The organism is Streptomyces sp. NBC_01275 (assembly GCF_026340655.1).
GTDB lineage: Bacteria > Actinomycetota > Actinomycetes > Streptomycetales > Streptomycetaceae > Streptomyces.
On the sequence record NZ_JAPEOZ010000001.1, the window covers coordinates 7,322,321 to 7,340,643 of the forward strand.

Genomic DNA, 18,323 nt, shown 5'->3' on the forward strand with positions numbered 1-18,323 from the left:
CCGTACCCCCACAAGGGAGAGTGTCCGTGAAGAACGCAGGCCAGCTGTCACGACGTCAGATACTCGCCGCCGCAGGCTTCATCGGCCTGGCCGGCCTCACCGGCTGCGGCAGCGGCGACGACGGAGGGGACTCCAAGGACCTCTCCAAGAAGCAGAACGGCGCGATGAAGGAGTACCGGTCGGGCCAGCAGTTCAAGGCCGCCCCACCGCTCTCCTTCTCGGTCCTGCACAACAACAACCCCGTCTACCCGATGAAGAACAGCTGGCTGTTCTGGAAGGAGCTGACCAAGCGCACCGGCGTCACCCTGAAACCGATCGCCGTCCCCCTGAGCGACTACGAGAAGAAGCGCAGCGTCCTGATCGGCGCGGGCGACGCCCCGCTCCTGATCCCCAAGACGTACCACCCGTCGGAGGTCGCCTTCGTGTCCTCGGGCGCGATCCTCCCGGTCAGCGACTATGTGCACCTGATGCCCAACTTCCAGGCCAAGGTGAGGAAGTGGAAGCTGGAGCCGGAGCTCGACTCCATCCGCCAGTCCGACGGGAAGTACTACCTCCTCCCCGGTCTGCACGAGAAGGTCAAGTCCGGCTACTCGCTGGCCCTGCGCACCGACGTCCTGGACAAGCACGGCCTGAGCCTGCCCACGAGCTGGGACGAGGTGTACGACGTCCTCAAGGCGCTCCGGGCCGAGTACCCCGACCGCTACCCCTTCTCCGACCGCTGGAGCACCAACACCCCCTATCCCGTGGGCGCGTTGATGAGCTACCTCGGCCAGGCGTACGGCGTCAGAGCCGGCTGGACGTACGACAACGTCAGCTACGACTCCACGGCGGGGAAGTTCGTCTTCACCGGCGCCACGGACGGCTACCGGCAACTGGTGGAGTACCTGAGGAAACTGGTCGCCGAGAAGCTGATGGACCCCGAGAGCTTCACCCAGACCGACGACGACGCGGTGCAGAAGCTGCTGGGCGAGAAGTCCTTCGCGATCAGCGCCAACCCGCAGGAGCTGGTCCAGAACTACCGCTACAACCTGGAGAAGCAGGTCAAGGGGTCGAAGATCGAGATGGTGCCCGTGCCGCTCGGCCCGGCCGGACCGGTGGTGCTGGGCGGGGCCCGCCTGGAGAACGGCGTCATGGTCTCCAGCAAGGCGCTCAAGAGCGACACCTTCGTCGCGCTGATGCAGTTCGTGGACTGGCTGTGGTACTCGGACGAGGGCCAGCGCTTCTCCAAGTGGGGTGTCCAGGGCGTCACCTACACCTACACCGGCGGGAAGTACGAACTGGCGGACGGCATCAGCCTCATGGGCTCCGACCCGGACGCCCCGAAGGACCTGCAGAAGGACTACGGCTTCTTCAACGGAGTCTTCACCTACGGCGGCAGCTGGGACCTGGTCTCCTCCTCGTTCGGCCCGGACGAGAAGACGTTCCAGGACGCCATGGCCCAGCGTGAACAACTGCCCATCGACCCGGCCCACCCGCTGCAGTCCGTGGAACAGGAACAGGCCTCGCTCTGGGACACCCCGCTCCGGGACCACGTCACCCAGAACACGCTCAAGTTCGTCCTCGGCAAGCGTCCGCTGTCCGAATGGGACGACTACGTCGCGGAGTTGAAGGCGAAGAACATGGGCCGGCTCGTGGACCTCCACAACAAGGCGCGCGAACGCTTCAAGAAGGAGAACGGGTGATCCGCGTCCCCGCCGAGCCGATCGGCCGGCTCTCCGAGGCCTGGCGTTTCTGCGTCGGCACCGGCCGCACCGAACTCGCGCTGCGCCGCGACTACCAGGACTCCCTCGCCCTCCTCCAGCGCGACATCGGGTTCCGGCACATCCGCGGCCACGGTCTGCTCAGCGACGGCATGGGCGTCCACCGCCCCTACGACCACGAGGGCGCCCGCCGGGTCCACCACTCCTTCACCTACGTCGACCAGGTCGTCGACGCCTATCTGGAGAACGGCATCCGCCCGTTTCTCGAACTCGGCTTCATGCCCGCCGGGCTGGCGTCCGGCGACCGCACGGTCTTCTGGTGGCGCGGCAACATCACCCCACCGCGCGACCTGGGCGAGTGGGCCGCGCTGGTCGAGGCGACCGTCGCCCACCTCGTCGACCGCTACGGACTCGACGAGGTCCGCACCTGGCCGATCGAGGTCTGGAACGAGCCCAACCTGCCCGACTTCTGGCAGGACGCCGACGAACAGGCCTACCACCGGCTGTACGAGGTCACCGCGCACGCCGTGAAAGGGGTGGACGCCGAACTCCAGGTCGGCGGTCCGGCGATCTCACCGGGCGCCGACGACTGGCTGGAGCGGTTCGCCGAGTTCGTCGAACTCCGGGACGTGCCCGTCGACTTCGTGTCGAAGCACGCCTACACGTCCGGCCCCGCACAGCACATGCCGTTCGGGGTCCACCAGACGCTCGCCCCGGCGAGAGGCCTGCTCGACCAGTTCGCCACGCCCCGCGAGCTCCTCAAGGGCACCCGGCTGGCCGAACTCCCCGTCCATGTCACGGAGTTCAACTCCTCCTACCGCCCCGACAACCCGATACACGACACCGCTTTCCACGCCGCCTACCTGGCGCCGGTCCTGGCGGCGGGCGGTGACTTCGCGGACTCCTTCTCCTACTGGACGTTCAGCGACATGTTCGAGGAGATCGGCGTTCCCACCGCCCTCTTCCACGGCGGCTTCGGGCTGCTCACCCATCGGCAGGTCAGAAAACCGACGTACCACCTGTACGTCTTCATGGCGCGGATGGGCGCGGACCTGCTGGCTCGCGGGGAAGATCACCTCGTCACCCGGCACCCCGACGGCCGGACCACCGTCCTGGCCTGGGCGCCCGTCGACCCGAGCGGCGAGACGCCCGGCCCGGACCGGCACGGTCTGCGGTTGTCCGTTCCGGTGGGCGGCGGGGAGGTCTTCGTCCGCCGGTCGACCGTCGACGAGGAGCACGGAAACGCTTACACCGCCTGGCGGCACATGGGCAGCCCGCGCTCGCCGAAGCCCGGGCAGCTGGACGTCCTGCACCAGGCCGCCGAGCCCGCCCGCAGCCACCGCCGGCTCCCCGTCCGGGAGGGCCGCGCCGAGCTGGACCTGACCCTGGCCCGCCACGAGATCACCCTCGTCGAGCTCACCCCGGTCACGGACGAGACCCCGCCGTGGTGGGACGAACGACGACTGCTCGGCAGGGAGACGCCATGAGCGCCGGCGCCACGGCCGACTTCGGGACAGGCGTCCTCTCCCGTGCCGCCGCCCTCCTGCACACCCTCCTCACGGTCGAGGCCCTGTTCCTCGCGGCCGCCGCCCCCGGACTCGCCGGCCTGCTCTTCCTCGGCCCCGACCCCGCCAACCTGCCCCTGGCCGCCCTCTGCCTGCTCCCGCTCGGCCCGGCCGCCTCCGCCGCGCTGTTCGCCCTGCACCACCGCAGCAGCGACCTCACCGACCTGCGTCCGGCCCGCGGGTACCTGCACGGCTGGCGGCTGAACACGGTTCCCGCACTGAAGCTCTGGACGCCCCTGCTGGCCTGGCTGACCGTGATCGCGTTCACCCTCACCCACTTCGCCGCCACCGGCCTGCCCGGCTGGTGGGCGGTCCTGCTCGGGTTCGTCGGAGTGACCTCCCTCCTGTGGGGCGCCCATGCCCTCGTCCTCGCCTCGCTGTTCACGTTCCGCGCCCGTGACACCGCCCGCCTCGCCGCGTACTTCCTGCTCCGGCACGGCCGCGCCACCCTCGCCGCCGCCTCCCTGCTCGTCCTGGCCGGCGGTCTGACCGCCCTGCTGACCGAGGCCCTGCCCGCCCTGCTTGCCGCGCCGCTGCTGCTCTCCCTGCTGCACTCGAGCCGCCCGGTGATCGCCGAGACCCAGGAGGACTTCACCGTATGAGCCCGACGAGCCCCAAGATCCCCTACGGCGGCGACTACAACCCCGAGCAGTGGCCGCAGGAGGTCTGGGACGACGACCACCGCCTGTTCACACGGGCCGGCATCGACACCCTCACCGTCGGCGTCTTCTCCTGGTCCCTCACCCAACCCGCCGAGGACGCCTACGACTTCACGGTCCTCGACCGCATCCTCGACCGAGCCGCCGCCGAGGGCCGCCAGGTCTGTCTGGCCACCGGCACCGCCGCCCTCCCGCCCTGGCTCGCGAAGCGGCGCCCCGAGGTCAACCGCACCGACTTCGAGGGCCGTCGGCACCGCTACGGTCAGCGGCACAACTTCTGCCCCAGCTCACCGGCGTACCGCAGCGCCGCCACGGCCCTGGCCGGCCGACTCGCCGAACGGTACGCCCAGCACCCGACGTTGCTGGCCTGGCACGTCAACAACGAGTACGGCGGAGCCTGTTACTGCGAGCTGTGCGCCGAGGCCTTTCGCGGCTGGCTGCGCGAGCGGCACGGCGCCCTGGACGCCCTCAACGACGCCTGGTGGACGACCTTCTGGTCGCACCGCTACACCGACTGGGACCAGATCGAGCCCCCGAGCGCCCTCACCGAGCACTGGCGCGGCCCCGACCGCACCGCCTTCCAGGGCATCACGCTCGACTACCAGCGCTTCATGACCGACGCCCTGCTCGGCTGCTTCACCGCCGAGAAGGAGGCGATCCGCGTCCACGACCAGGACACCCCGGTCACCACCAACCTCATGGGCGCCTACCGCCCCCTCGACTACCACCGCTGGGCGCCCCACCTCGACTTCGCCTCCTGGGACAACTACCCTCCCCTGGACGCCCCGCCGACCCGCCCGGCCCTCGCCCACGACCTGATGCGCGGGCTGAAGGACGGCGCCCCCTTCTGGCTCATGGAGCAGACCCCGTCCACCACCGCGTGCCGTGACGTCAACCCCCTGCGCCGCCCCGGCGAGCTGCGCCTCGCCACCTGGCAGGCCGTCGCCCACGGCGCCGACGCCGCCCTCTACTTCCAGCTGCGCGCCTCGCGCGGCGCCTGCGAGAAGTACCACGGAGCGGTGATCGGCCACGCGGGCCGCGACGACACCCGGGTGTTCCGTGAAGTGGCCGCCCTGGGAGCGGAGTTGGAGCTGCTCGGCGACGCGACGCTCGGCGCCCGCACCCCCGCCCGCACCGCCCTGCTCTTCGACTGGGACAGCTGGTGGGCGCTGGAGATCTCCGACGGCCCCTCCCGACTCGTCCGCTACCCGGATGTCGTACACGCCTACTACCGGGCCGCCCGCGAGGCCGGCGCCGACGTGGACGTCATCCCGGTCACCGCCGACCTCACCCCCTACGACGTCGTCCTCGCCCCCGTCCTCCACCTGGTCAAGGGCGACCTGGCCGCCCGCCTGGAGGAGTTCGCCCGACGCGGCGGCACCGTCCTCGCCACCTTCCTCACCGCCCGCTCCGACGAGCACGACCGCGCCTTCCTCACCGACGTCCCCGGCCCGCTGGCCCCCCTCCTGGGCATCCGCGTCGACGAATGGGACGCCCGCCCCGAGGGCGTCGTACAACCCGTACACATGGGGGAGTTCACGGCCGAGGCGCGCCTGGTCTTCGAGATCGTGCAGCCGCGCGGAGCCGAGCCGATCGCCACTTACGGATCCGACTTCTACGCGGGGACCCCCGCCGTCACCCGCAACCGCGTCGGCAAGGGCGGCGAGGCCTGGTACGTGGCCACCGCCCTCGACCAGCCCGGCGTCGACCACGTCGTCCGCCGTGTCCTCGCCCGCCACGACCTCATCGGCCCCTACGCCGACCACCCCCGGGTCGAGACCGCCACTCGCGTCGCCCCCGACGGCACCCGTCTGCTGTTCCTCCTCAACCATGCCGCCGAACCAGTCCACTTGACCGCCCACGCCACCGCCGCCGACCTCCTCACCGGCAAGCGCGCCGACCAGGGCGAGCCGCTGCCCCTGGACCCCCTGGGCGTCGCGGTCCTGCGCCTGGAGGAAGACGCTCAGTAGAGGGTCCTCAGTCGAGAGTCCTCGGTAGACGGTCCTCAGTAGACGGTCCGCCCCCGCTCGTCAGGAATCCCCGACTTCCGCAGGAAGTAGGCGTTCACCTGGTCGCGCCACTCCCGCGCGCCGCGCACCTGCTCCTCGTACCGCTCCGCCACGCGCGCATGACGAGCCGGGTCCACCAGGTCCGCGAGGCCCGCCCACACCCGGCGGGCCTCCTCCGCCTCCTCGACGCCCTCGAAGTGCGTGTCGTAGATGTGCTGGATCACGGTCTTCCCGCTGCTCAGCACATGCCCGTACGGCACATGGTGGAAGAACAGCAACAGCTCGTCCGGGCAGGTCCCGGCCGACTCGTACACCTCGGCCCACGCCTTGGCGTACTGCGCCGCGTACCCCGTGCCGGTCGCCGCGCTGCGGTCCACGCCGACCCCGTCCCGGTCCGCGAAGTGGTACGTCCCCCAGGGGCTGTACTCGTAGCCGTCGACGCCGGGCCCGTAGTGGTGCCCCGGCTGCACCATGAAACCCACGCCGAGCGGGGCCGTGTACTTCTCGTACGTCCGCCACGAGCCGCGCAGCACCGCGCGCAGGCCGGCCGTCAGCCGCTCGGGGGCGGACGGGAAGGTGAGGCCGATCCACTCGTCCAGGACGGCGTGCGGGTCGGCGTCCGGCCGCCAGGCCAGCCGCCCGAAGGTGTAGAGGTTCGCCTGGGCGAGCGGATGCCCGGTCCAGAACGGGTCGTCGCCGACGTTGGACACGGCGACCAGATCGTCGGCCGACTCGCCTACGGTCGCGCCCCCTTCGCCCTCGGCACGGAAGCGCAGCACCTCGCTCCACATCGGGCCGAGCCAGCACACATGCCGCTGCTGCCCGGTGTACTCCTGCGTCGCCTGCACCTCCACCGCGAGCCGGGTGCGCGGCAGCGCCCCGAGCACCGGAGAGACCGGTTCCCGCACCTGGAAGTCCATCGGGCCGTGCTTCACCTGGAGCACGGCGTTCGGCGCGAACTCGCCGTCCAGCGGGGCGAAATGGTCGTACGCGGCCCGCGCCCGGTCCGTCGTGCGGTCCCGCCAGTCCTGGCGGTGGTCGTAGACGAAGGCGCGCCAGTGGACCGTGCCGCCGTGCGGGGCGAGCGCGGCGGCCAGCAGGTTCGCGCCGTCCGCGTGCGAGCGGCCGTAGGTGAACGGGCCCGGCTGCCCCTCCGAGTCCGCCTTCACCACGAGACCGCCGAAGTCCGGGATCGCCGCGTACACCCCGCGCACCGCCCGAGCCCACCAGTCGCGCACCGCCTCGTCCAGCGGATCGGCGGTCGGCAGCCCGCCGAGCACGACCGGCGCGGCGAAGGTCACCGACAGATGGGTCCGGATGCCGTACGGCCGCAACGCGTCCGCGATGGCGGCCACTTCGCCGATCCGTTCGGTCAGCAGACGCGCCTCGGTCGCGTGCACGTTGACGTTGTTGACGCAGACGGCGTTGATCCCGCAGGCCGCGAGCAGCCTGCCGTACGCCCGGACGCGCTCCGTCTCGCCGCGGGCCCGCCCGTCCCGCCAGAACAGCGAACCGCCCGCGTACCCCCGCTCCACCTGGCCCATGACCGGGTGCACGGCCACGTTGTCCCAGTGGTCGAGCATGCGCGACTTCGTCGCCGGACGGTGGACCTCGCGCGGGCGGCTGCCCGTGAACGCCTCTCCGCCGAGCCGCACGACGTGGAACAGTCCGTACAGCAGGCCGTGTTGACCGGACGCGGTGACGGTCGTCGTGCCGTCCTCCCGGGCGAACGCGAACCCCTCCGCGCCGAGGCCGAGATCGTCGCCGGCCGTCAGCTCGAGCAGCAGGTCGTGACGACCGTCCCGCACGGCCTCCCCGCCGAACCGCTCGCAGGCGCCGGTCACTTCACCGCGCACGGTCTCGACCAGGGGACCGGTCCCCTGGATCAGGGTCCGCCGGGTTCCCAGGGGCCGGAAGGCCTCCGGGGGCAACCAGGCGGGGTCCGGCAGATCCGGCGGGTCCGGCAGGTCCGGCGGGTCCGGTCGGTTCAAGAGAGCAACTCCACTTCGGACAACTGGACTTGGCCGTCGAACACCAGGCGGTACCTCTCGTACGTACCCGGCGACCGCACGGTGAACGCGCGCGTCTGCCGGTCCCAGGCGAACGTCTGCCCGGAGCGGCGGTCCAAGGACTTCCATGTCGTCCCGTCGGACGAGCCCTGCAGGGTCCAACCGGTCGGCGCCGAGGAGCGGTCGGCCGAGGTGAGCGTGTACTGCACCGCTTTCCCGGAGCTGCCGACCGGCAGGTCGACCGCCCCCGTCACCGTCGCGTCCGTCGCCGAGGTGTCGTCGAACAGGGAGCCGGGGCCGGTCAGTACGTCGGTGCGGGGCGTCGGCGTCCTGTCGTCCTCGGTGATCGAGACCGGCCCGGCGTTCTTCCCGCTGCCCCATGCCGACGGCTTCGGCCCCATGTCGAACTCCAGGACGCCGCCCTTCGCGAGCAGTGCGTGGGGGAGTGAAGTCGACGTCCAGGCACGGCCGTTGACCTTGAGGCCCTGTACGTAGACGTTCCGTGCGCTGTTCCTGGGGGCCTTGACCACCAGGTCCTCGCCGTTCTCCAGGTGCACGGTCGCCTTCTTGAACAGCGGGGAGCCGACGGCGTACTCGCCGCTGCCCATCACCAGCGGGTAGAAGCCGAGCGCGGAGAACAGGTACCAGGCCGACTGCTCGCCGTTGTCCTCGTCGCCGTGATAGCCCTGTCCGATCGCGCTGCCGGTGTAGAGGCGCGACAGCACCTCGCGCGCCTTCGCCTGCGTCTTCCAGGGCTGCCCGGCCGCGTCGTACATGTAGATCGCGTGGTGGGCGACCTGGTTGGAGTGCCCGTACATGCCCATCCGCACGTCCCGCGCCTCCGTCATCTCGTGGATGACCCCGCCGTAGGAGCCGGCGAACTCGGGGGAAGCGGTCTCCGGGGTGGCGAAGTACGTGTCGAGCTTCTTCGCCAGCCCGCCCCGGCCGCCGTACAGGTTGGCCAGGCCGCGGCTGTCCTGCGGGGCGGTGAAGGCGTAGCCCCAGCCGTTGGTCTCGGTGTAGTCGTAGCCCCATACGCGAGGGTCGTAACTCCCGGACTCCACCCGCCAGCCGCCCTCCTCGTCCCGGCCCTGGAAGAAGCCCGCCCTCGCGTCGAAGAGGTGGACGTACCCCTGGGCGCGGTTGAGGAAGTAGTCCGACTCCTCCTTGTAGCGCTTCTCGCCGGTCTTTCGGTACAGCGCCTGGCCCATGCGGGCGATGCCGTAGTCGTTGAGGTAGCCCTCCAGCGCCCACGACAGACCCTCGTGGGTGGCCGTGCTCGTGTAGCCGAGGAAGGGGGAGGTCGCCATGCCCTTGCGACCCACGCCCGGGGACGGGGGCACGACGGTGGCGTTCTTCAGAGCCGCCTCGTAGGCCGCCTCGGCGTCGAAGTCGACGCCCTTGACGTACGCGTCCGCGAAGGCGACGTCCGACGAGGTGCCGGTCATCAGGTCGGCGTATCCGGGCGAGGACCAGCGCGAGGTCCAGCCGCCGTCCTTGTACTGCTGCACGAAACCGTCGGTCAGCACGCCCGCCTGAGTGGGCGTCAGGAGTGCGTACGCCGGCCAGGTCGTCCGATAGGTGTCCCAGAAGCCGTTGTTGACGTACACCTTGCCGTCCACGATCTTCGCGCCGGTGTGCGTCGGAGTGTCCGGGCCGGGCATCGGCGAGAAGGGGGACGCGTACTGGTACGTGGAACCAACCTTTTCGAAACCGGAGTTGGGGTACAGGTACAGCCGGTAAAGGCTGGAGTACAGCGTGGTCAGCTGGTCCCCGGTCGCGCCCTCGACCTCCACCGTGTCGAGCAGCCTGTCCCACTGCCGCTGGGCCCGCTGCTTCACCGTGTCGAAGCCGGTGCCCTCCGGGATCTCCTGGCGGAGGTTGTCCTTCGCCTGGTCCACGCTGATCAGCGAGGTCGCCAGGCGCAGGGTGACCGTCCGGTCGGCGCCCGCGTCGAAGCGCAGATAGCCCTTCACCCCGCTCGACGCCCCGTCCGTCACCGGCGCGTCGAACTCGCCGTACACGAAGAGCCGGGTCGCGCCGGCCGACAGTCCGGACTTGACGTCCGAGTAACCGGTCACGACACCCGCCTCCCGGTCCAGGGTGAGGCCCGCCTGGTCGGTGACGTTGTCGAAGAGGAGGCTCGCGTCCGAGCCCGGATAGGTGAACCGCAGGGCGGCCGCGTGGTCGGTCGGCGCCATCTCCGCCTTCAGCCCGTTCTCGAACCGCACCCCGTAGTAGTACGGCCGGGCCGTCTCGTCGGTGTGCCGGAACGCCAGCGCCCGTGCCGCCCGCCCGGTGTCCGGGACCCCGGTCGCGGCCGACGGCATCACCTGGAACGTCTGCCGGTCGCCCATCCACGGACTCGGCTCATGGCTCGCGCTGAACGCCTGGATCGTGGGCAGGTTGTCCGCGTTGTTTCCCCGCGCGTAGTCGTACAGCCAGCCCAGCGAGGACGCGTTGGTCACCGGCGTCCAGAAGTTGAAGCCGTGCGGCACGGCCGTCGCCGGGAAGGTGTTTCCCCGCGAGAAGCTCCCGCTGGAGTTGGTGCCGCGAGTGGTCACCGCGTAGTCCGACAGGTGCGCCTTCTCCTCCTCGGGGGCGGCCGTGCGCAGCGCGATGTCGTCCACCCAGCCGCGGAACCGCGCCGGCCCGCCGGGGGAGTCGTACGCCACCAGGATCCGGTCGACCGTCCTGCCGGCCGCCACCGCCCCGATGCCCGACACCACGTCGTTCCACTGGTTGACGTACAGCCTCTTCGCCGAGCCCTGTCCGCGCGGCGACAGCGGGAAGCCGTACTGGTCGGTCGCCCCCAGCCCGCTCAGATACGTCCCGTCGGTGAAGGCCAGGTCCACGGAGACGTTCGTGGCCGCGTAGTCGAGGTCGCCGTCGGCCATGGCCGGGAAGATCCGGTACGCCAGCTGCGTCCGCGAGCCGACCCGGACGTTCACGTCGAAGACCTTGTTGTACGAGTACGCCCGCCCGGCGGCGGTGTGCCGTCCGGCGTAGCGCAGGGCCCGCTTCCCGGTGAAGCCGGCGCCCGCCTTCGCGGTGGGCGAGCCGCTCGGGCCGCGGTCGACGACGCTGAGCATGTCCGGCGGCACCGGCCCACTGCTCCCGCCCGTGCCGAACCGCACGTCGGCGAGCTGAAGGATCCCGGCGCCGTGATTCCTGGTGACGTCCAGCCGGAAGTGCCGGTACCCGTCCGAAGCCGAAGCCGAAGCCGAAGCCGAAGCCGAAGCCGAAGCCGATGGCGAAGCCGGGTCCGAAGCCGGGTCCGAGGCCGCCGCGAGAGCGTACGTCTTCATCTGGAACCGGCTGCCGAACGTCTCCCCGGCGCGGGTGTCGAGCGTCGTCCAGTGCGCGCCGTCCGCCGACCCCTGGAGGGTCCAGTCGGCCGGGTCGCGCTCGGCGACGTCATTGGCCGAAGTAAGCGCATATGTACTGATACTCACCGGTTCGTCCAGGTCGAACTCGACCCACCCGGTCGACGCGAAGGTCAGCCACTTGGTGCTCGCCTCGCCGTCGACGAGGTTCTCCTTCACCTCGCCGCCGGCCGTGTTCTCGGCGCTCGCCCGCACCTGTGTGACCCGGTCGGTCACGTCCCCGGGGAGCCCGCCGCCGTAGCCGCCGTCGACCCCCGAGGCGCGCTTGCCGCCGCCCGGTCCGGTGTCGACCGCGCTCTCCCAGGCGGGGGCGGGCTGACCCGCCTCGAAGGAGGAGGCGAACTCCCGCATCGGGAGCGGTAAGGAGGACGGCAGGGCCACCGCCGCTCCCGGTGCGCCGACCGCCAGGGCGAGAGCCGCCGCGGCCGCGATCAAGACTCCCCGAAACCGTCCGAACCGCTGCATGCGTGAGCACCCTCCCCGATCCGGACAACGTTGTCTACCAGGTTGCGCAGGATTCAGTAGGGGGCCAAGTGGCAAGTGATGTCAAGGATGTTGATTGCGCCAACCAGGGCTCATACCGTGCGATTTTCCGGTTCGGAACCCGCGGGCCGCTCGTATTTCCGGGAGGTCTCAACTTGGATAACACCGTCGGCCAACTTTGCATTCGATCTTGCTCCGTCGACCGGAAGTGGACTATACCTGTCGGCAATTCACCTGATCCGCACGACCCTGCTTGACCTGACCGCGGTGCCGGGAGGTTCCGGTTCACCGCCTGAGTCCTGGAGAAGGCGAGGACTTGAGCATGGGATCCACCTCCGAGAACAACGGCTCCGCCGGTGTCGGCCGCCGAGAACTGATCAAGCGTTCCGCGGCCCTCGGCCTGATCGGCGTCCCCACGATGAGCTTTCTGTCCGCCTGCGCCAGCAGCGGCGGCGGCGGCGAGGACAAGGCCAAGACCGGCACGAAGACCGCGAAGAACCCACTTGCGGTCAATGACACCGCCCAGATGGAATTCGTCCTGTTCGACGGCGGTTTCGGCAAGGAGTACGCCGAGGACGCGGTGGAGATCTACGAGAAGGACTTCCCCAAGGCCAAGGTGAAGTTCTCGGCCACCCAGAAGATCCAGTCCACGCTCCAGCCCCGCTTCAACCAGGGCACCCCGCCCGACCTGATCGACAACTCCGGCGCCGAGCAGATGGACATGGGCGTCCTGGTCGGCAAGAACCAGCTCGCCGACCTCACCCCGCTGCTCGACGCACCCTCCTACGACGACCCGAGCAAGAAGGTCCGCGACACCCTGCGCCCGGGCATCGTGGAGATGGGCCAGTTCGACGGCGACCCGGTCTGGATCATGTACTACGCCTACACGGTCTACGGCGTCTGGTACTCGCAGAAGGCCCTGGACTCGCTCGACGTCACGTATCCCGAGACCTGGGACGAGATGCTCGCGGTCTGCGCGAAGGCCAAGAAGAAGGGCGTCGCGGGCTGGACGTACGCGGGCAAGTACCCGTACTACCTCCCCTTCTCGCTCTACCCGATGATCGGCAAGGTCGGCGGCCGCGAGGTCCTGGACGCCATCGACAACCTGGAGCCGAACGCCTGGAAGCACCCGGCGGTCAAGGCGTGTTTCGAGGCCTACTACGAGCTGTACAAGAAGGGGTACGTCCTCCAGGGCACCCCGGGCCTGGACCACATCCAGTCGCAGACCGCGTGGGCCAAGGGCAAGGCCCTGTTCATCCCCAACGGCTCCTGGGTGGAGAACGAGTCGGCGAACGTCATCCCGGCCGACTTCGATCTCGCCGTCTCCGCGCCCACCGGCATCGACTCCTCCGACAAGATGCCCTTCGGCACCATCTGGGCGTCCGGCGGCGAGCCCTTCGTCGTCCCCGCCAAGGCCAAGAACACGCCGGGCGGCATGGAGCAGCTGCGCATCATGCTCAGCGAGGCGTCCTCCAGGAACTTCACCGCCAAGGTCAAGTCGCTCACCGCGTACAACGGCGGGACCGACGGCATCACGCTCACCCCGGGCCTCAAGTCCGGCGTCGCCGCACTGGAGAAGGCCGGCGACAACGTGGTGAATCCGCGGCTCCAGGACTGGTACGTCCAGCTGCAGAAAGAGAAGATCGGGGTGTCCGGCCTCGGCGAGATGATGGCCGGCCGGCTCACCCCCGCCGAGGCCGTCAAGAAGATCCAGGGATACGCCGACGAGACCGCGAAGGACACCTCGATCAAGCACTACAAGCACCAGTAAAAGGACCGGGGAAGCGATGCAGCACGGCAAGTACCGTTTCATCGTGGGGTTCCTGGCGCTGCCCCTGGGACTGTACGCGCTCTTCGTCATCTGGCCGTTCGTCCAGTCCATCTACTACTCGTTCACGGACTGGACCGGCCTGAGTCCCGAATTCAAGATGGTCGGCCTGGACAATTACCAGAGGATGCTGAACGACGACATCTTCTGGAAGTCCCTGCAGCACAGCTTGATGTTCGCGATCGTGCTGCCGGTGGTGACGATCAGCCTGGCGCTGTTCTTCGCTTTCATGATCAATGTCGGCGGGCGGAGAAGGAAGGGCGGACCGGTGATCTCCGGCGTCCGGGGATCTTCCTTCTACAAGATCGTCTACTTCTTTCCGCAGGTGCTGTCGATCGCCATCGTCGCGCTGTTGTTCGCCTTCGCGTACAACCCCGACAGCGGAGCGATCAACTCGTTTCTGCGGGGAATCGGGTTCGACAGCGTTCAGCCGCTGTGGCTGGGCGACCCGGATCTCGCGCTGTGGTGCGTGATGGCGGTGCTCGTCTGGTCCACGGTCGGCTTCTTCGTCGTCCTCTTCTCGGCCGGCATGGCCTCCATCCCGGCGGACCTCTACGAGGCCGCGCTCCTGGACGGCGCCGGCCGTGCCGCCACCTTCTTCCGCATCACCCTGCCGCTGCTGTGGGACACCGTGCAGTCCGGCTGGGTCTACATGGGCATCCTCGCGCTCGGCGCCGAGTCGTTCGCGGTCGTGCAGATCATGACGACCGGCCCCGGCGGTCCCGACTACTCGACCACCGTGATGGTCCTGTACGTGTACCAGAAGGCGTTCCGGGACGGTCAGGCCGCCTACGCCACCACCATCGGCGTCGCGCTGCTCGTCGTGACGCTGGCCTTCGCCGCGGTCGTGATGCGGCTGGGGCGGCGCGAGCGGCTGGAGTACTGAGGATGAAGACGACCGAAACCCCCGCGCCCGTGCCGGCCGAGTCCGGCTCCGGCCTCCCCGTCACGAAGGTCGACCTGACGACCGGGGGGAAGCCGCCCGCGCAGCCGAAAGCCGAAGGCAGAGTCCTGAACGCCTTCTCGCACGGCATGCTCGTCCTCTGGGCGATCATGGTGGTGCTGCCGCTGCTCTGGGCGGTGATGACCTCCTTCAAGGACGACGGCGCCATCTTCACCTCGCCCTGGTCGCTGCCCGACAGGCTGCACTTCGACAACTGGTCGCGGGCCTGGACCGAGGCCAACATGAGCGACTACTTCCTCAACACCGTTCTGGTGGTGGGCGGTTCGCTGATCGGCACACTGGTGCTCGGCTCGATGGCGGCCTACGTCCTGGCCCGCTTCGACTTCCCGGGGAACCGCTTCATCTACTTCCTCTTCATCGGCGGCATGAGCTTCCCGATCATGCTGGCGCTGGTCCCGCTGTTCTACGTCGTCAACAACATGGGCCTGCTGAACACCATCCACGGGCTGATCCTGGTCTACATCGCCTACTCGCTGCCGTTCACGGTGTTCTTCCTGACCGCTTTCTTCCGCACGCTGCCGAGCTCGGTGGCGGAGGCGGCCTTCGTCGACGGCGCCTCACACAGCCGTACGTTCTTCCAGATCATGTTGCCCATGGCCAAGCCCGGCCTGATCAGCGTCGGCATCTTCAACTTCCTGGGCCAGTGGAACCAGTACATGCTGCCCACAGTCCTCAACACCGATCCCGACAAGCGCGTCCTCACCCAGGGCCTGGTGCAGCTGGCGGTCAGTCAGGGGTACAAGGGCGACTGGTCCGGACTCTTCGCGGGCCTGGTCATGGCCATGTTGCCGGTGCTCGCGGCGTACATCGTCTTCCAGCGGCAGGTGGTGCAGGGGTTGACGGCGGGAGCGATCAAGTAAACCGGACGCCTTCATGTGGCGTACACGGATTCCTGGCCCGGGGTGTCCGTGTACGCCGCTTTTCGTCACTCTCCGTCCGCTTCTCCGGCTCCGTACGTCGCGTGATGGTGTGCACACGGGCGGATACTGTTCAACCTCTTGACGGGAGGCGACCCGAACGGCTCAGCTTAGAGTTCACTAGTTGGACATAGACGGGGCCTCATTGAAGCGGCCCCGCGCGCAGGAGGTCGTCGTGGAGACTCCGGGGTCGCAGTCGTCGCTGCATCGAGCAAACCTCGAGCGGGTCGTACGGGCCGTGCGTCTGGCCGGGTCTCTCACCCAGGCGGAGATCGCCCGGACGACGGGACTGTCCGCCGCGACCGTCTCCAACATCGTGCGGGAGCTCAAGGACGGCGGAACCGTCGAGGTCACCCCCACCTCGGCCGGCGGCCGCAGGGCCCGCAGCGTCTCCCTGAGCGGCGACGCAGGCATCGTCATCGGGGTCGATTTCGGCCATACCCATCTCCGCGTCGCCGTCGGCAACCTGGCCCATCAGGTGCTCGCCGAGGAGGCCGAGCCGCTGGACGTGGACGCCTCCTCGAACCAGGGCTTTGACCGGGCGGAACAGCTGGTCAACCGGCTGATCGAGGCTACCGGGGTCGATCGTACGAAGGTCGCCGGGGTCGGTCTCGGCGTACCGGGGCCGATCGATCTGGAGTCCGGCACGCTCGGCTCGTCGGCCATCCTGCCCGGCTGGATCGGCACCAGACCCGCCCAGGAGCTGAGAGATCGGCTCGGCGTACCCGTGCACGTGGACAACGACGCCAACCTCGGCGCCCTCGGCGAGATGGTCTGGGGCAGCGGCAGGGGCGTACGTGATCTTGCTTACATCAAGGTCGCGAGCGGTGTCGGCGCCGGTCTGGTGATCGACGGGAAGATCTATCGCGGCCCCGGCGGGACTGCGGGAGAAATCGGGCATATTACACTCGATGAATCCGGCCCTGTCTGCCGCTGCGGAAACCGGGGCTGCCTGGAGACGTTCGCGGCCGCGCGCTATGTGCTGCCGCTGCTCCAGTCCAGCCACGGCACGGACCTGACGATGGAAGGCGTCGTGCGGCTGGCCAGGGACGGAGACCCGGGCTGCCGTCGCGTGATCGCCGACGTCGGCCGCCATATCGGCAGTGGAGTCGCCAATCTCTGCAACCTGCTGAACCCGAGCCGAGTGGTCCTGGGCGGTGATCTCGCCGAGGCCGGTGAGCTGGTGCTCGGGCCGATCAGAGAGTCCGTCGGCCGCTATGCGATCCCCAGTGCGGCGCGTCAACTCACCATTCTCCCCGGGGCACTTGGCGGCCGTGCGGAGGTGCTCGGAGCGCTTGCACTCGCACTCAGCGAGATGGGCGATTCGACCCTTTTGGACGGCACCCTGTCCGCTGCGACACCTGCCTTCACTTAGAGAACGAATGACGCCGTTGCCATCTCGTTAAGTATTTACTTCTTGACGTCGCACGTGCGGCCGAGTTGACTTCCAGCCACCTCGGCCGCAGCGTTGCGGCCCTGTCAGGGAGGCACACCCCAATGAACGCAACGATGCGTAGAGTCGTGATCGGCGCCACCGCCGTTTCCATGGCGCTGTCGATTGCCGCGTGCGGCAAGGCGGGCGACGACAAGAGCGACTCCGGCAGCAGCAGCAGCAGCTCGGGCGACAAGTCCATCGGCCTGCTGCTCCCCGACAGCGTCACCGCGCGCTACGAGAAGTTCGACAAGCCGTACTTCGACGCCAAGGTGAAGGCGCTCTGCTCGGACTGCAAGCTCGAGTACGCGAACGCCGCCGCCGACCCGGCCAAGCAGGCCCAGCAGGTCAGCAACATGGTGACCAAGGGCGTCAAGGTCATCGTGATCTCCGCCCAGGACTCCGCCGCGATCAAGTCCTCCATCCAGTCCGCGGTGGACAAGGGCGTCAAGGTCGTCGCGTACGACCGTCTGGCCCAGGGCCCGGTCTCCGCGTACGTCTCCTTCGACAACGTCAAGGTCGGCCAGCTCCAGGGCGAGGCCCTGCTCGCCTCCCTCGGCTCCAAGGCGACCACCAAGTCGAAGATCGTCATGATCAACGGCGACGACGCCGACCCGAACGCCGCCCAGTTCAAGGAAGGCGCGCACAACGCCCTCGACGGCAAGGTGACCATCGCCTACGAGCAGTCCGGCCTGTGGAAGGACACCGTCGCCGCGCAGAAGATGTCCGCGGCCATCACCCAGCTGGGCGCGAAGAACATCGCGGGCGTCTACTCCGCCAACGACGGCATGGCCGGCGGCATCGCCAACACCCTCAAGGGTGCGAAGATCAGCGGCATCCCGCTGACCGGCCAGGACGCCGAGCTCGCGGCCATCCAGCGGATCGTCGCCGGCACGCAGTCCTCCACCGTCTACAAGGCCTTCAAGCCGGAGGCGGAAGCCGCCGCCACGCTCGCGGTCGACCTGCTCGAGGGCAAGGACATCAAGTCCCTGGCCACGACCACGCTGACCAGCGGCTCCGGTGACAAGGTGCCCTCGCAGCTGCTGACCCCGGTGTCGGTCACCAAGGCCAACATCAAGGACACGGTGATCGCGGACAAGCTCTACACCGTCGCGGACATCTGCACCGCCGAGTTCGCCGCCGCCTGCAAGACCGCCGGTCTGCAGTAACCCCCGCGCGCATCGCGCACCCGGTCCGAGTCCCGGCCCCGGCCGGCGACTCGGACCCAGGCCGCTCAGCGGCCCCGCGAAACCCCTCCGACGCCCGCCCCGCCTTCATACCCCGCTGTGGGGCGGGCGTCGGACGGAACCGTTGCCAAGCGCAGCGGATTCGCGCATGTTCATCTTGTAAACCTCGTGCTCGCCGTGGCTG

Annotated in this window: 11 protein-coding genes; 9 read left to right on the plus strand and 2 right to left on the minus strand. The window is 69.1% G+C overall.

Going from position 1 to position 18,323, the window contains the following annotated elements; all coding sequences use genetic code 11:
• The first annotated feature begins 26 nt into the window (after window positions 1–26).
• The 4 genes from OG562_RS32480 to OG562_RS32495 are packed head-to-tail and all read left to right on the plus strand — an operon-like array spanning window position 27 to window position 5,894.
• Complete coding sequence (locus OG562_RS32480) at window positions 27–1,682, plus strand: extracellular solute-binding protein (protein WP_266404338.1); 1,656 nt, start codon at window positions 27–29, stop codon at window positions 1,680–1,682.
• Window positions 1,679–3,187, plus strand: a complete 1,509-nt coding sequence (locus OG562_RS32485; protein ID WP_266404340.1) for a xylan 1,4-beta-xylosidase — start codon at window positions 1,679–1,681, stop codon at window positions 3,185–3,187. The genes OG562_RS32480 and OG562_RS32485 overlap by 4 nt, the downstream gene beginning before the upstream one ends.
• A complete protein-coding gene (locus tag OG562_RS32490; protein WP_266404342.1) occupies window positions 3,184–3,867 on the plus strand; it encodes a hypothetical protein in 684 nt (227 codons plus the stop codon). The genes OG562_RS32485 and OG562_RS32490 overlap by 4 nt, the downstream gene beginning before the upstream one ends.
• Window positions 3,864–5,894, plus strand: a complete 2,031-nt coding sequence (locus OG562_RS32495) for a beta-galactosidase (RefSeq protein ID WP_266404344.1) — start codon at window positions 3,864–3,866, stop codon at window positions 5,892–5,894. Before OG562_RS32490 ends, OG562_RS32495 begins: the two co-directional genes overlap by 4 nt.
• A 35-nt stretch (window positions 5,895–5,929) precedes the next feature.
• Here the strand turns inward: OG562_RS32495 and OG562_RS32500 are convergent, their stop codons facing one another.
• Window positions 5,930–7,924: an alpha-glucuronidase gene (locus OG562_RS32500; RefSeq protein WP_266404347.1), complete on the minus strand. Its 1,995-nt coding sequence runs from the start codon at window positions 7,922–7,924 to the stop codon at window positions 5,930–5,932.
• Window positions 7,921–11,793, minus strand: coding sequence for a GH92 family glycosyl hydrolase (locus OG562_RS32505; RefSeq protein ID WP_266404350.1), 3,873 nt, complete (start codon window positions 11,791–11,793; stop codon window positions 7,921–7,923). Before OG562_RS32505 ends, OG562_RS32500 begins: the two co-directional genes overlap by 4 nt.
• A 340-nt stretch (window positions 11,794–12,133) precedes the next feature.
• On the opposite strand from OG562_RS32505, the gene ngcE reads away from it, so the two are divergent.
• The 5 genes from ngcE to OG562_RS32530 all read left to right on the plus strand — a co-directional run bounded on the left by ngcE (window position 12,134) and on the right by OG562_RS32530 (window position 18,121).
• Complete coding sequence (ngcE, locus tag OG562_RS32510) at window positions 12,134–13,582, plus strand: N-acetylglucosamine/diacetylchitobiose ABC transporter substrate-binding protein (protein WP_266404352.1); 1,449 nt, start codon at window positions 12,134–12,136, stop codon at window positions 13,580–13,582.
• Window positions 13,583–13,598: 16 nt separating this feature from the next.
• Window positions 13,599–14,525 carry a carbohydrate ABC transporter permease gene (locus tag OG562_RS32515; protein ID WP_266404354.1) on the plus strand — a complete coding sequence of 309 codons (927 nt, stop codon included), beginning with the start codon at window positions 13,599–13,601 and terminating at the stop codon, window positions 14,523–14,525.
• A gap of 2 nt (window positions 14,526–14,527) precedes the next feature.
• The gene (locus tag OG562_RS32520; RefSeq protein ID WP_266404356.1) at window positions 14,528–15,463 is read left to right on the plus strand and encodes a carbohydrate ABC transporter permease; all 936 of its coding nucleotides are present in this window, start codon (window positions 14,528–14,530) and stop codon (window positions 15,461–15,463) included.
• A 232-nt stretch (window positions 15,464–15,695) separates the two neighbouring features.
• Window positions 15,696–16,895 (plus strand): ROK family transcriptional regulator, encoded by a 1,200-nt coding sequence (locus OG562_RS32525; protein WP_266404357.1) that lies wholly within the window; start codon window positions 15,696–15,698, stop codon window positions 16,893–16,895.
• A 134-nt stretch (window positions 16,896–17,029) separates the two neighbouring features.
• Complete coding sequence (locus tag OG562_RS32530; protein WP_266404358.1) at window positions 17,030–18,121, plus strand: sugar ABC transporter substrate-binding protein; 1,092 nt, start codon at window positions 17,030–17,032, stop codon at window positions 18,119–18,121.
• Window positions 18,122–18,323: the final 202 nt, after the last annotated feature.

Bases quoted from the DNA above. Each gene is read 5' to 3' on its own strand.
- OG562_RS32490 (WP_266404342.1), top strand. From the start codon at position 3,184: ATGAGCGCCGGCGCCACGGCCGACTTCGGGACAGGCGTCCTCTCCCGT.
- OG562_RS32495 (WP_266404344.1), top strand. From the start codon at position 3,864: ATGAGCCCGACGAGCCCCAAGATCCCCTACGGCGGCGACTACAACCCC.
- OG562_RS32505 (WP_266404350.1), bottom strand. From the start codon at position 11,793: ATGCAGCGGTTCGGACGGTTTCGGGGAGTCTTGATCGCGGCCGCGGCG.
- ngcE (WP_266404352.1), top strand. From the start codon at position 12,134: ATGGGATCCACCTCCGAGAACAACGGCTCCGCCGGTGTCGGCCGCCGA.
- OG562_RS32515 (WP_266404354.1), top strand. From the start codon at position 13,599: ATGCAGCACGGCAAGTACCGTTTCATCGTGGGGTTCCTGGCGCTGCCC.
- OG562_RS32520 (WP_266404356.1), top strand. From the start codon at position 14,528: ATGAAGACGACCGAAACCCCCGCGCCCGTGCCGGCCGAGTCCGGCTCC.
- OG562_RS32530 (WP_266404358.1), top strand. From the start codon at position 17,030: ATGCGTAGAGTCGTGATCGGCGCCACCGCCGTTTCCATGGCGCTGTCG.